We start from the raw sequence: 13,503 nt of genomic DNA on the forward strand, positions 1-13,503 counted from the left end.
CTTGGTGGTCTTTACCCATGATGAACTGCACGTACGAGTAGGGTTCTGCATAACGCGTTTCAATCATGTCGTTTTGGTTGTACGGGTTCAGTGCGTCGTAGAACTTCATAGCACGGTCACCACGACCTAGCTTCGCTTCTGCTACCCAAGCCCATGGGTTCGGGTGAGAGAAGATTGCGCCATTCTCTTTTACGCCTTGATAAACGCGAGTCACAAAGCCGATATCATCGTTTGGTGTTGCGAATGAAGGAGAATTTAGGTGCAAGCCGTATTCAGAGAATAGGTTCTCATCAACAGCGTTCATCGCTTTCTCGCCACGCTCTTGAGAAACCGCGCCAGATAGAACCGCTAGCGTGTTCGACTCTAGGTGTACACGACCTTCAGCTTGTTGAGCGGTACCGATCTTGTCGCCATTTTTTGTTAGACCACGGATGTACCAGCCACCTTCGTCATCCCATAGGTGTGTTTCACAGGCTTCACGTACGTTCGCGGCCATTTCTGTGTATTTAGTAACGTCAGCATCGTTATTACGGAACTTAGCCAGGTCTAGGAATTCTTGTAGAGCCCAGAAGTGCAGGAATGAAACCATTGAAGATTCACCACCACCAAGGTTCAAACAGTCATTCCAGTCTGCACGAAGGCCCTTACAGATACCTGTTTGCCCCACGTATTCTGCAGAAAAGTTCAGTGCCGCTTTCATGTGTTCGTAAACTGTCGCTTCGCCACCGTCTGCGTATGGAATTACTTCATCAAAGAAGTCGTGTTCACCTGTTTCCATTACATATTTGATGATGGTTGGAACGATCCATAAGTGATCATCAGAACAGGTGTCTTCAATGCCGTGGATCTTATCGTCGTCTGAAGGCGTTGGAACAACCGTTGGTGATTTCGATGGCTCAACGTCTGCTTTCTCTGGATCAAACCAGTCTGGATCGAATAGGTGTAGACCGTAGCCGGCTTTCACTTGGCCACGAAGCAGGTCGATAATACGTTTCTTGGTCATTTGTGGGTTGGCATGAGGTACTGAGATGGCGTCTTGCGCAGTATCACGGTAGCCAAGGCCAGTACGGCCACCAACTTCAATGAATGAAGCAAAGCGAGACCAAACCACACAGGTTTCCGCTTGATATAGCGTCCACGTGTTGATCATGGTGTCTAAGCCTTCGTTTGGCGACTTAACTTGGAATTTGTTGCAACGCTCGTCCCAGTGATCTTTGATACCTTGGAAAGCGGCATCGACGTTTGCTGTATCTTGGTATTTCTCACGTAGGCGTTCACCGTTGCCTTTACCGATACCGAGTACATAAGCAAAGCGAACTTCTTCACCCGGTTGAATCGTAAATTGCTTGTGCAGAGAACCACAGTGGTTGTAACAGGTTTGAGCGCTGTTAGAACACTTACCGTTTTCAACCGCAATTGGATTTGCTTCATCACGGTACATGCCTAGGAAGTTGTCACGTTGGCCATCGTAGCTGTCTGGTGAGAAAGTTGAAGCTAGGTAGTAGAAGCCTTCAAAGTCGTTAGTGTTGTAGTACAGGTCGTACTTCAGAACACCTTCTTGGTAAGACGTGCCTGCAGAGTACAGAGACATCTGATGGTTCTGGTTATCAGATTGGATGTGGCTGAAAGAGAACTCAACAAATGAGAAAGTGCTGATGGTTCTTGGCTTGTCAGTGTTGTTCTTCAGCACGACGTCCCAAACTTCTGCATCTTCACCCTTAGGAACGAATAGCGTTTTAGTTGCGGTAATACCGCTGTATTCACACTTGAACTTAGAGTATGACAGGCCATGGCGTACTTCGTAGTTCGCTTCATCTAGGCTCTTTGCCACAGGCTGCCAAGAGATAGACCAGTAATCGCCCGTCTCATCATCACGCAGGTAAACATAGTGTCCTGGACGGTCGAAGGTGCCGTTTGGACGGAATTTAGTAACACGGTTGTATTCCGGAGAATTGTAGAACGAGTAACCGCCCGCATTGTGCGAAATTACGGTACAAAACTTTTCAGTACCTAGGTAATTGGTCCAAGGTGCTGGTACATCAGGGCGAGTGATGACGTATTCGCGATTGTCGTTATCGAAATAGCCGTATTTCATTGTCATTTCCTTTTTAACAAACTGCATCTATGCAGCTAATTTTTAAATAGTGATGCTGAGTCGAATCTGACTGAGCACCTTAATCAGGGGAAGCAAGTACTCGACTTGAGTGTGCTTTGGTTTCGTTTTATTGAGCTTTCCAAGGGTTGCGATAATCAACATTGAGTCTGTCGAGTAATGGCAGGTGGCCCTTTAGGCGAGATAGGTAATCTAGCCAGTTTCGGTTGTTTTTATGTGTCCAACATCCTTCAGCTAAAGCGCTAATTCTTGGAAATACCATGTAATCCATGCGCTTTTGATTGGTAACGATCTCACACCATAGAGCACTCTGAATTCCGCGGATCCGCTTACGAATTGGATCGGTGTCGGATATCTCAGCGAGGGCTTCGTAGGTATAAGCTTGTTCTAAGGGGATAACGGCAGCCCAATCTACGCCCGGTTCTTCCGGTGCATAATCTTGGGTCATGTCGAGATAGGTAAACTGTGCTGGTTGCAGCACCACATCAAAGCCTTGGCGAGCACAATTGATAGCGGCTTCTTCACTGAGCCATGAATAGATGATGGTCTCTTTGCTCACCTTGTCGCCGTGCTGTGCTTCTTCCCAGCCCACCATGCGCTTACCAAGTTGTTTGAGTTTGTTCTCGGCATAGCGGAATAGGTGGCCTTGTAGGTCTTTGCTGTCTTGATACTGGTGCTCTTTCATCAGTGCTTGAGCGGCAGGGCTGTTGGTCCACACGCCCGGTGGTACTTCATCTGCGCCCATGTGAATCAATTCGCTAGGGAAAAGTTCTGCGACTTCTTCAATCACAGCATCTAGGAACTGATAAGTACCTGGCAAGCCTGGATTTAGTACATTGTCGTTGTAGTGCTGAATACTCTTGTATTGAGTAGTGTCGGCTTGCTCTACCAGCATGTCAGGCAGCGACTTTATTGCGGCGCGACAGTGTCCTGGGATATCGATCTCTGGGATCACCGTGATGCTGCGTTGCTCTGCGTATTCAATGACTTCACGAATCTGTTGCTGCGTGTAGAAGCCGCCATAGTTATCCGCAAGGTGGGTGTATTGCGGTTCTAATGCATGATCAGGACCGCGCCAAGCGCCGATTTCAGTCAGCTGAGGCAGGCTCTTAATCTCAATTCTCCAACCTTCATCGTCAGTTAGGTGCCAATGAAATACGTTGAACTTGTAGTGCGCCAGTTGATTGATTAAACGCTTCACTTGCTCTACTGAGTGGAAGTGACGCGCGCAGTCCAACATCATGCCTCGGTACTTAAAGCGAGGGTGATCGGCGATTTTGCAGCATGGAATAGAAAAATTTTCGGCATCCAGTTGTTGAATCAATTGAATCAGACTTGCCACGGCGTGTGTAAACCCAGACTGGCTACCTGATTCAACAATTATTTGTTGTTCAGTAATGCGGAGTTTGTATTCTGCTTCGTCTAATGTTGGATTGCTGCGAAATAGAATGTCGCCGCTTTCGTCTTTTGAAAGTTCAGTTGGAAGCTCATTCGAAATCGACAGTTCAAAGGTAGAAAGTAATTCTTGCTGCAACCAAGAGACGGCTTTATCTGCAAGGTGAGATTGAACCTCAATCTTGCATCCACAGCTTAGCGCGAAACTACCTTGCTTGAGTTCGATCTGATTTGGTTGAGGAATCAATGCTATCTCAGAAGCGTTAACTTCAGGTATTTGATTGCGTTCACGGTATGGCGAAGCCAGTACTATGGGTGATATCGCGACAGGCAGTACCGATGTTTCTCCATCATGATGTGACTGGATAAAGGCATCGTTAAGGCCATCAGAATAGAAGCGGAATGGGGCGCTTTGAATACTGAATTCAAGGTAGTAATGGTTGTTGGCCTTTAATACTGAAGAACTTGGTTTGAACGAGCAAAAGCTGCCAACTTGAGTCAGCTCTCCTTGCGATAAACTCTCTGGAAGGATGAAACGATCAAATGCAAAGTGCAGAGACCAATCTTTTACGTCGAGGTCACTTAAGTTATGTACCGTAAGGCCAAATCGGCAGTTATTTTTTTGTTCAGAAAGAACAGCTAAGTCGATGCGATAATTCATATAACTTCCCTGCTAAGCCTGTTGATACAAGTTGTGTTGTGACTTGCCGGCAAACATCAATGCGCCTTCGATAGCGTCAAATTGAGGTTTAACGATCCATTGTTGTACTGGTGGTGATAGCCAGTTGAGAATACGCTCAGCGATACTTCCCATTAAGCACACCTTGTCAGCGCCTTTTCGATGCAGCGCTAATACAAACATTTCGATATCGGCTGCAGTCTGCTTAAGCATCTCTATAGCCAGTTCATCGCCTTCATTTGCCAGTTGAAAAATGACGGGTGAGAATTGACCGTAATCCTTTGGAATCGCGCCTTTTGACCATGCCACGATCGCATCAACATCATTATTGAAATGATTCATAACATGTTGAGTCAGTGGGGTTTTGTTACGAATGCCATCTTCAGCGAGTAGAACTTGCTGAATTAAACGAAGGCCCATCACTGCGCCGCCGCCTTGGTCAGAAATTGGAAATTCACGACCACCAACCACGTGTTGTTCGCCGTTGTTTAGGTAGATACCACATGAACCTGTACCACCAATCATGATCGCGCCGTCTTGGCCATTATGTGCACCAATACATGCACCATAGGCGTCTGTATTGAGTGTCATACTTGCGAAAGGGTGTGCTTGTGCCATGAAGTCGAGCCATGCTGACTTCTGTTCAGCACCAGCTAGCGCCAAACCAACATGCATATTAGAAAAATCGTTAGAGTTGAGTTGCCCTTGTTGTGCGGCTTTAGTAATCGCATCAACAATTGAACTCATTGCAACATCGACACCCAAAAGGATGTTGGCACTGCCACTTTTCGCTTCACCAATGAGTTTGCCTTGGTCATCACGAATGCGAGCACGGCAAGATGTACCGCCACCATCAATACCTACGTAGTAAAGCGTCATGATTATTGCTCCTTACTTTGTGCTAGGAAGTTGAATTGCGCAGCCGTTGCTAGCAAATACCACGCTCCATGAGGGATCCATTGTTCACCCCATCGCCAGTTTTGAAGCATGTCGCCTTTCTGTGCTGGTGGGTTGAATGCGATGTCTTGTTCGTCTTCGAACCCTGCCGTAATGCCATTGCAGATCCCGCCCTTGGCATTGAAAAAACCAAGCTGTGGTAGGTAGTCTGGGTTGTTATGACCGTGGCCATCAAGCATGCACATGTGGTAAGGATTCAATCCTAAAATCCAATCAAGGCTGTTTTGTGACAGTTGGATTAAGCGCTTTTGAAGATCGGCATTTTGAATGTGTGGTTGAACTAAGTACGCCATGGTCGCAATTGAGCCAAGACGCGCGTTTTCGCCTTGCCACCAGTAGCCAGTTTCGTTTTGTTGAGCGACGAAGAAGGCATCACGTTTATCACCATCGACAGATTTTACGTATTGTCTTGGGTAGCCAAATGGGTTGATGACTTTGTCGGTAATGTTGATTTCGAACTGACAAGCTTGCTCAACAACCACACGTGCTTGTTCTTTCAACTCAGTGTCAGTTTCATTATCGATGTACTCGCACAGAGCAATTACAGGAAGGCCAGCTTCAGCTGCATGGAAATAGGGGCGAGAGCCATCAGCATTAGCTGACCAAAAGTGCTTAACTGAATCATCAGATTGCTGACGTGCGATCAAGCGACTAGCCCAAGTTCTTGCTTCTAATAGGTATTGATCGTCCTCTGTTACTCGGTACAGTTCATTGGCAGCGAGTAGGGCACAATATTCATCGATGATGTTTTCTTCGCCATCGTTTAGGTACTGCAGGTTATGTTCTTTTAGGTGCCAATAACCGCTAACGGCAGTTTCAAGATAAGTTTGGCTCGAGTAACTGCCCGAGGTTTCAAGTTCAGATGCAGCAGCTAATGCGGCGATAGCAACACCTGCACCTTGTCGGTAGCCCGCTTGCAAGTCCGTTGATTTGTTACCTTCTTGAGTGGCGTATGCGCAGATGTCACGTTGATTGATGTCTTTACTCCACTTGTCGAATACCGTCATGTAAAAGTATCCGTCAGCGTCTTGCATACGCACTAAGAAATCGGCACCGAATAGGGCTTCTTCCACTAAACGAGTCATAGAGAATTTAGGAAAGTCTGAGTTATTGCTAGTCAAGCGCACGCTTTTTAGCATGTTCCAAACGACCATTGGAATTTGTTGTGGGTTAAGGTAGTTACCATAAGATAGGTGGCTAAAATACTTACTTACATCACCTGATGCGTCATACCATCCACCGTGGACATCGACGTATCTGTCAGTGCCCATAATTTGTGCTTGTCGATCTTTTTTGTCGAAACTACCGCCACAGCGTTGTGACTTAAAGTAATGAAGCACATCAGAAAATGTGTGGTTCATTAATAGGTTGCTACCAATCTCAAATACTTCAGAGCGCAGATTGTCAAAGCGTAGGTAGTAGCGACCAGATCCAGTGACTGAACTGAAATCGATAGTGAAGAATTGCCCTTGATGCCAATTTGCTACGCGGCCTTGTTTAACCACATCAAAACTTCCGACAGTGATATGGTTGTCGGCACACACCAAAAGTGCAGTCGTACTTGATAAGCGAGCTTTCTTCGTTTGCAGAATAGCCTGCTTTGGAGCCGTGGATTCGTAGCCAATATGGTTGGTCAATAACAGCATCAATATTCTCCGACAGTCCTAGTTTCTATTGGCTAGGTACTTGAATGTTTTGGATATAAAATGTTTTGGATATAAATAGTTAGGGCCCGCAGACCCTAACTTGGTTTTATTGCTTAGCTTTCGTGTAGGTAACAACGCACAAAGTGGTTATCAGCTAACTGCGTAACCCCTGGTAACTGCTCTTTACACTTGTCCATTGCATGAGTGCAACGGCCTGCAAATGGGCAACCTGCTGAGACTGGTGTCCAAAGAGGGATCTCACCTTTGTTGCCTGCGAGTTGTTCGTGGATCGATTTTTTAGGATCTGGAACCGCAGAAACAAGCAGTTGGGTGTAAGGATGCTGAGGGTTAGCAATCACATCATCGGTATCGCCCCATTCCACCATGTGTCCTACGTACATCACTGAAAGATCTTCAGCAATGTAACGAGCGGTTGCGATATCGTGGGTGATGTAAAGTAGAGACATTTGTTTCTCAAACTTCATTTCTTCCATCAGGTTCAAAACACCAGCACGAATCGATACATCAAGCATCGATGTTGGTTCATCGGCTAATACAACTTCTGCACCAACTGCAATGTTACGGGCTAGGTTGACACGTTGACGCTGACCACCAGAGAGTTGATGAGGGTACTTCTCTGCCGTTGCTTGTGGTGGCACTAAGCCAACTTGCTCTAGAAGATCGTACACACGTTCCTGTAACTCTTTCTTGTTGCCCGGAGATACTTTTTTGTGGATCAACAATGGTCGAGCTATGTGGTGAAAGATGTTATGTGTTGGGTTCAGGGAACCAAACGGGTCTTGCCATACCATCTGCACGCCTTCACGGTAGTGCATAAGATCTTTTCTGCTTGAGATCTCTTGGATATCACGACCTTTGTATTCGATCGTACCGCCCGAAGGCGCGTACATTTTTGCGATCATTTTTGCTGTTGTTGATTTGCCTGAACCTGACTCACCAACCACAGCTAGGCCGCGACTTTTATACATCTTGAATGATACGTCGTTAATCGCACGCATCATTGGGGTTTGAATTGTGGTACTGCTTATTGGGAAGTCTTTTACGACATTCTTGCCTTCTACCAATAATTGACCGAAATCTTTGCTCATAATTGTCTCCAGAATCCTTATTCGCTTTGCTTGCATTTCGGCGGTCGAGCCGCCTTATTCGTTATTCACGCTGAATCAGCGTGCAAGCTATAGCTTCCTTTGTACTATTGGGTCACCGTACAGGTGGCAGTTAGACAAATGTCCCGGGTCGATAGAACGTAGCTTGGTTGGCACCTTGGTACACGTTTCATGTACACGATCACAACGAGCTTGGAAACGACACCCTTCAGGGATCTCTAACAGGTTCAGAGGGTTCCCCGGAATGCCTGCTAGTTTTGTCTTTGGCCCTGTTAGTGGAGGGAAAGAACTTCCCAGCCCTTTGGTATAAGGGTGGTAAGGGTTTTCTAGAATATCTTGAGCATTGGCAACCTCAATGAGCTCACCTGAGTACATGATGCCGATACGGTCAGAGAACTCGACCATCAATGACAAGTCATGGGTGATGAACAGAATCGAGAAGCCAAACTCTTCTTTTAGTGCATAGATCTTTTGCAGGATTTCGCGTTGAACAACCACATCAAGTGCGGTCGTTGGCTCATCCATAATGATAAGCTTTGGATTCAATGCTAAAGCGATAGCAATAACCAAGCGCTGACGCATGCCGCCAGAGAATTGGTGAGGGTAGTCACTCAATCGGCTCGGGTGAATATCTACGATTTCAAGTAGACCTTCAGCACGTTGCTTAGCTTGCTCACGAGTCATGTTGGTGTGACGCATAATTACGTCACAGAACTGCTCTTCCATTGGTAATACAGGATTGAGTGCGTTCATCGCACTCTGGAATACCATCGACATCTCGCTCCAACGGAACGCTTGCATACGGTCATCACTGTATTCAAGGATGTTCTCACCATTGAAGATAACCTCACCACCACTGATGTAAGCGGGCGGCTTATGCAGACGCATAAGAGAGAAAGCAACAGTTGATTTACCACAGCCAGATTCACCAGCTAGGCCGAATACTTCACCTGGAGCAATGTCGAAACTTACGTTGTTACACGCACGTACATCGCCAGACTCTGTGATGTAATCCACGCATAAATTGCGGATAGAAATTAGTGGTTCAGACATGATTATTTATCTCCGCTCCAAAGTGCATTTTGTGGTGGTAGTTCAGGTTCACGTTCTTCTTTGTCTTGTGCTGCTAATTTCTTCCAACGCTTCATGCCTTTGTGAGAACGCAGTTGCGGGTTGGCAATTTCATCGACAGCGAAGTTAAGTAGAGCAAGACCAGTTACAAGTAGTGTCAATGCGATACAAGGAGCCAACAGTTCCCACCAAGCGCCAATCAGCATTGATGAAGAGGTTTGAACGTTGTAAAGCATGATGCCCCAGCTGATTGTGTTCGGGTCACCAAGACCTAGGAACGAAATCGTTGCTTCCATCATGATTGCGTACATCACCGAACCGATGAAGCTCGCGCCAACGATAGAGATAAGGTTTGGAAGAATCTCTACGAAGATAATACGGAATGAAGATTCACCCAGAACTTCAGCGGCTTTTACAAACTCTTTTTCACGCAGTGCTAAGGTCTGGGAACGAACAACACGCGCGCCCCAAGCCCAGGACATAAAGCCGATAACCAAGGTTATGGTGAGTGGCCCTGCCTCACCGATAAAGGCTGCAACTACGAACAGTAATGGGTATTGAGGAATAACCAGCATGATGTTCATTGCGGCTGTCAGAACATCATCGACACGGCCGCCAAAGTAGCCTGCGGAAACACCGATAACCGTTGCTAGTAAACATACGGTAAGACCCGCACCAAAACCTACAGCAAGAGATACGCGTGCGCCGTATACCACTTGTGACCAAACGTCACGACCCATACGAGTTGTTCCCAGTACGTGGTCTGCCTTCTTAGACATTATCAACGTACGACGATCGTCTGCTAGGTTTTGAGCAACCCAGCCATCAGGGTTAGTTTGTGCAGACTTAACCACGAAGCCAGGGTATTCGTGTGGATTACCTGTACGTTTGTCTGGCACATGTTTTGTGATCAATGGAGCCGCAATCGCACCAAGAATAAAAATACTTAGGATGATGACGCCTGTTAAGGCCATCGGGTTACGCCAAATGAGTTTTAGAATATCTTTCATGATTATTTACCACCCTTACGAAGACGAGGGTCAAGAACAACGTAAAGCATGTCTGCAACTAGGTTAAAGAACAGCATGAATAGCGTCATGATAAGCAGTTGGCCTTGCAGTACTTGGTAATCACGAGCGTTAATTGCGTTGAAAAGTACGCTGCCAAGACCTGGGTAGTTAAAGATGATTTCGATAATTAACTGACCACCGATTGCCATACCTAACGACATAGAAAGTGCTGTCACACTTGGTAGCATCGCGTTACGAGCTGCGTAATTGAATACCACTCGGTTTTCGCTCAGGCCTTTGCCTTTCGCCATGGTGATGTAATCTTCAGCTAGCAGGTTGATCATGTTGTTACGCATGTTTACTAGGAAGCCACCAATTTGAACAATAGATGCACATAGCAAAGGTAAGAAGGCGTGGTAAGCGACATCTTTAATGAATGCCCAGCTTGTCCAATCTGGAATCGTACCTGCGGTATAGGCGTAACCTGTTGGGAACCATTTCAAGCCGATTGCGAAGGTAAACAGCGCAATCATGGCAATAACAACCTGAGGAACGGCTTGTAAAATCAGCATCCCTGGAGTCACAAATGCATCGTATTTGCTGCCACGTTTCCACGCTGCAAAAATACCTAGGATTGAACCAATAGAGAAAGAAAGAATAACGGCGGTGCCTGCTAAGAATAGCGACCAACCAAATGCTCCACCCAACAGAGTATTTACAGAAAGTGGGTAGAATTGAATTGATGTACCAAGCTCCCAGCTTAGAATGTTCTTCATGTATGCGCCGTATTGAACCAGTAAGCCGCCATCAACGAAGCCTAATAGTTCTTTCATTGCAGCAATACGCTCAGGAGTAACTTGTACAGAAGCGTTCGCAAACATCATGGTAACTGGGTCACCAGGCATTGCTCTTGGAATAATAAAGTTTAACGTCGCTGCAACTAATAGCGCGACAAAATAAAATGACAAACGTCTTAAAAAATAACCCATAACTCACACCTTACTCACCCAGATTGTTTCCCTGTTTCTGGATTCAGGTCGCTCCTAGCGAAATTTGGAACGAAAAATCCCCTGACGACTAGCGCCATACTTTCAATTGATAGTGTGGGGATTTTTATAAGCGGCGTAAGAAGTTACGCCGCAAAGATTGAACGATTACTTATTTAACTGGTTTTAGGTCCAGTACATGAAGTAGACGCTCTGGAATACCAGCCCAAATGTTTGGACGGCCTTTTGGATTTTCTTCGTTCCACCAACCAGTGAATCGAGTTGTGTTGTATTGGTACATGTAAGCACCAGACATCACAGGGATTGTCACTTGGTCTGCAGCGATAATTTGCTGGATACCATGTGCAATATCTAGCTGTTCGTTCTTGTCAGCTGTTTTGTAGAAGCTGTTTAGAAGACCATCTAGCTTGTCATTTTTGTAGAAGTGCATAGCGAAACGAGGCATACCCTCACCAGATTGTAGTGATGAGTTGTAAGCACTGTTCCAGTACGTGTATGGATCCGCACCGTGGAAGTAGTTTGTGTATGCTACGTCGTATGTACCTTCAAGCATTGCTTGGTTGTACACAGAGAAATCTGGCGTACGAGCTTTCGCTTTAATGCCGATTTCGTTTAGCTGTTCTACCGCTAGTTGAACTGTGTTGTTGAAGTCAGTCCAGCCGTTTGGCGATTGAATCATTAGTTCGAAAGACTTGCCTGATGGCGTGTCAACAAAACCATCTTTGTTTACATCTTTGAAGCCAGCGTCAGCAAGAAGCTTCTTCGCGCCTTCAGCGTTGTAAGTGTTGAAGCCTTTGTATTTGTCGTGAGTTTTTTCATCAGACCAAGCTTCAAACGCGTAGCCAAGACCCGATGCGAAATCGTTCACAGTACCGCCACCGTAGAATGCGATGTCGATGATAGTTTGGCGGTCAAGAGCCATAGAGAAAGCACGACGGAATTCAACGTTGCTCAATGCTTCATGCTTCGCAGCATCAGGGTGCTTGAAGTTAACGATGAATGCTTGTGTACCTGCTGGCGGGTACCAGTAGTGGTGTTTAGGGCTTGCTGCAGCGTATGTACGATCGATATCTGGAACGAAAGAAGACGTCCAGTCCATTTCACTGTTTACAACTTTACCTAAGAACTGGTCGTTGTTCGCAATTTGTGGAACACGTAGACAGTCAACATCTAGGTTGTCTGCATCCCAGTAGTTCGGGTTTGCACACTGGATGTACAGTTGCGCTGTAAACGTATCGATTTCTGTAAATGGACCAGAACCTACCGGGTTCTCATTGGTAAACGTTGATGGATCTTTAACGTCTTTCCAGATGTGCTTAGGTACTACAGGTACTTTAGCAATCTCATAAGGTACGTTTGAGTTTGCTTCTGTTAGGCTGAACTTAACTTGGTAGTCGTTCAGTTTTTCTACAGAAGCTACCCAAGAGTTGATACCAGATTGGTCAAGCTCTGTTTTCTCTTTTACAAGGTTGAAAGAAAAAACAACATCATCAGCAGAGAAAGTTTCTCCATCAGACCATTTCACACCCTTACGAATATCAAAAACTACGCTCATCAGATCATCTGACATAGTGAAGTTTTCAGCTAGGCGGAACACTGGAGTGTTACCGTGCATTTCGTTAAATACAACTAAAGGCTCGTATAGGAAGTCCCAGGTTGTATGTAAATGAGTTGCACCTAAGTACGGGTTAAAGTTACGTACAAAGGTCGTGAACTCTTTAGGGTGAATCGTCAACTCACTGCGTTCTGCAGCTGTTGCTACTGATGCAAAACCTGCTGTAGCAGTTGCAATAATTGCTGTTGCTATTGCTGTTTTTTTTATATTGGCAAGCATAGCTGTTCCTTACTATTTGCTTTCATTTCACTAATGGATTGAATGTTATCTGTCGCTAATTAGTTAGTAGATACACACTCTAGTTAAAGGCCTACCTCTTCTTCGTTGCTCCAGATTCATCTTTGATTCTGAGAAGTGGTAAGAGTGGCCTGTAGGCCTTTGGCAGGAGTAAGAAAACACCTTATCGATGAATTAATCAAACTCGTTTCCCGTCAAAAACGTTAAAAACACACAGCACCACGTCATTAACGTCAAAATAGCTTGCTTTGGTGGTTTTTTGTGCGCAATTGTTAAGGTGATGTGACTCGCATTTGGTTTTGTGGTGGTGGCCTCCTGTAAGTGGTCACTAACCTTTTTGGCTTTTAATTATAGGGGATTATCTTGCTGTGGTGTAATTGTAGATCTCGGTCACTTACCTATTTTACGTTAAATTTTTCTAGAAAATTAAATCTGCCGTTCTGTTGTGACTCGCTTCTCAAACTGCAACAAAGAGCCGGAGGAATGTGAAATTCAGCCAAGAATAAGGCTCAAAATAGTAACTGAACTGGTGATTGTTTAAGATTGAGTAACGTGTCATTTTGCTTGTTTAATGTCGTAAAAGAAGTATGTTTGAATCGACGTCATTGTCCTTTGGTCGCGTATGATATGACCCGTCCTGATATGG

9 protein-coding genes are annotated in these 13,503 nt (G+C 45.5%); all 9 read right to left on the reverse strand.

All coding sequences use genetic code 11. The features are described 5' to 3' along the window. A partial coding sequence (locus tag AB4232_RS07455; RefSeq protein WP_372086790.1) for a GH36-type glycosyl hydrolase domain-containing protein occupies window positions 1–2,095 on the reverse strand: 2,095 nt, incomplete at its 3' end. 127 nt (window positions 2,096–2,222) lie between these two features. Beyond that, entirely contained in the window at window positions 2,223–4,169 is a 1,947-nt protein-coding gene (locus tag AB4232_RS07460; RefSeq protein ID WP_371701754.1) for a beta-N-acetylhexosaminidase, read from the reverse strand. A gap of 12 nt (window positions 4,170–4,181) precedes the next feature. After that, window positions 4,182–5,066 carry an N-acetylglucosamine kinase gene (locus tag AB4232_RS07465; protein WP_017103857.1) on the reverse strand — a complete coding sequence of 295 codons (885 nt, stop codon included), beginning with the start codon at window positions 5,064–5,066 and terminating at the stop codon, window positions 4,182–4,184. Window positions 5,067–5,068: 2 nt separating this feature from the next. Next, the gene (locus tag AB4232_RS07470) at window positions 5,069–6,790 is read right to left on the reverse strand and encodes a glycoside hydrolase family 9 protein (RefSeq protein ID WP_135382804.1); all 1,722 of its coding nucleotides are present in this window, start codon (window positions 6,788–6,790) and stop codon (window positions 5,069–5,071) included. Window positions 6,791–6,903: 113 nt separating this feature from the next. Next, a complete protein-coding gene (locus AB4232_RS07475; RefSeq protein ID WP_009847565.1) occupies window positions 6,904–7,899 on the reverse strand; it encodes an ABC transporter ATP-binding protein in 996 nt (331 codons plus the stop codon). Window positions 7,900–7,986: 87 nt separating this feature from the next. Then, window positions 7,987–8,970: an ABC transporter ATP-binding protein gene (locus AB4232_RS07480; RefSeq protein WP_009847564.1), complete on the reverse strand. Its 984-nt coding sequence runs from the start codon at window positions 8,968–8,970 to the stop codon at window positions 7,987–7,989. 2 nt (window positions 8,971–8,972) lie between these two features. Next, window positions 8,973–9,998 carry an ABC transporter permease gene (locus AB4232_RS07485; RefSeq protein WP_009847563.1) on the reverse strand — a complete coding sequence of 342 codons (1,026 nt, stop codon included), beginning with the start codon at window positions 9,996–9,998 and terminating at the stop codon, window positions 8,973–8,975. Between the two features lie 2 nt (window positions 9,999–10,000). After that, on the reverse strand, window positions 10,001–10,987 hold the full coding sequence (locus tag AB4232_RS07490; RefSeq protein ID WP_009847562.1) for an ABC transporter permease: 987 nt from the start codon (window positions 10,985–10,987) through the stop codon (window positions 10,001–10,003). Window positions 10,988–11,156: 169 nt separating this feature from the next. After that, entirely contained in the window at window positions 11,157–12,839 is a 1,683-nt protein-coding gene (locus tag AB4232_RS07495; RefSeq protein WP_372086793.1) for an ABC transporter substrate-binding protein, read from the reverse strand. Window positions 12,840–13,503 lie beyond the last annotated feature (664 nt).

Origin of the sequence: Vibrio sp. 10N.286.46.A8, from assembly GCF_041470165.1 — a bacterium.
Lineage (GTDB): Bacteria > Pseudomonadota > Gammaproteobacteria > Enterobacterales > Vibrionaceae > Vibrio > Vibrio tasmaniensis_A.

Coding starts and splice junctions, on each gene's coding strand:
- AB4232_RS07485 (WP_009847563.1), bottom strand. CDS start 9,998: ATGAAAGATATTCTAAAACTCATTTGGCGTAACCCGATGGCCTTAACA.
- AB4232_RS07465 (WP_017103857.1), bottom strand. CDS start 5,066: ATGACGCTTTACTACGTAGGTATTGATGGTGGCGGTACATCTTGCCGT.
- AB4232_RS07460 (WP_371701754.1), bottom strand. CDS start 4,169: ATGAATTATCGCATCGACTTAGCTGTTCTTTCTGAACAAAAAAATAAC.
- AB4232_RS07495 (WP_372086793.1), bottom strand. CDS start 12,839: ATGCTTGCCAATATAAAAAAAACAGCAATAGCAACAGCAATTATTGCA.
- AB4232_RS07470 (WP_135382804.1), bottom strand. CDS start 6,790: ATGCTGTTATTGACCAACCATATTGGCTACGAATCCACGGCTCCAAAG.
- AB4232_RS07475 (WP_009847565.1), bottom strand. CDS start 7,899: ATGAGCAAAGATTTCGGTCAATTATTGGTAGAAGGCAAGAATGTCGTA.
- AB4232_RS07480 (WP_009847564.1), bottom strand. CDS start 8,970: ATGTCTGAACCACTAATTTCTATCCGCAATTTATGCGTGGATTACATC.
- AB4232_RS07490 (WP_009847562.1), bottom strand. CDS start 10,987: ATGGGTTATTTTTTAAGACGTTTGTCATTTTATTTTGTCGCGCTATTA.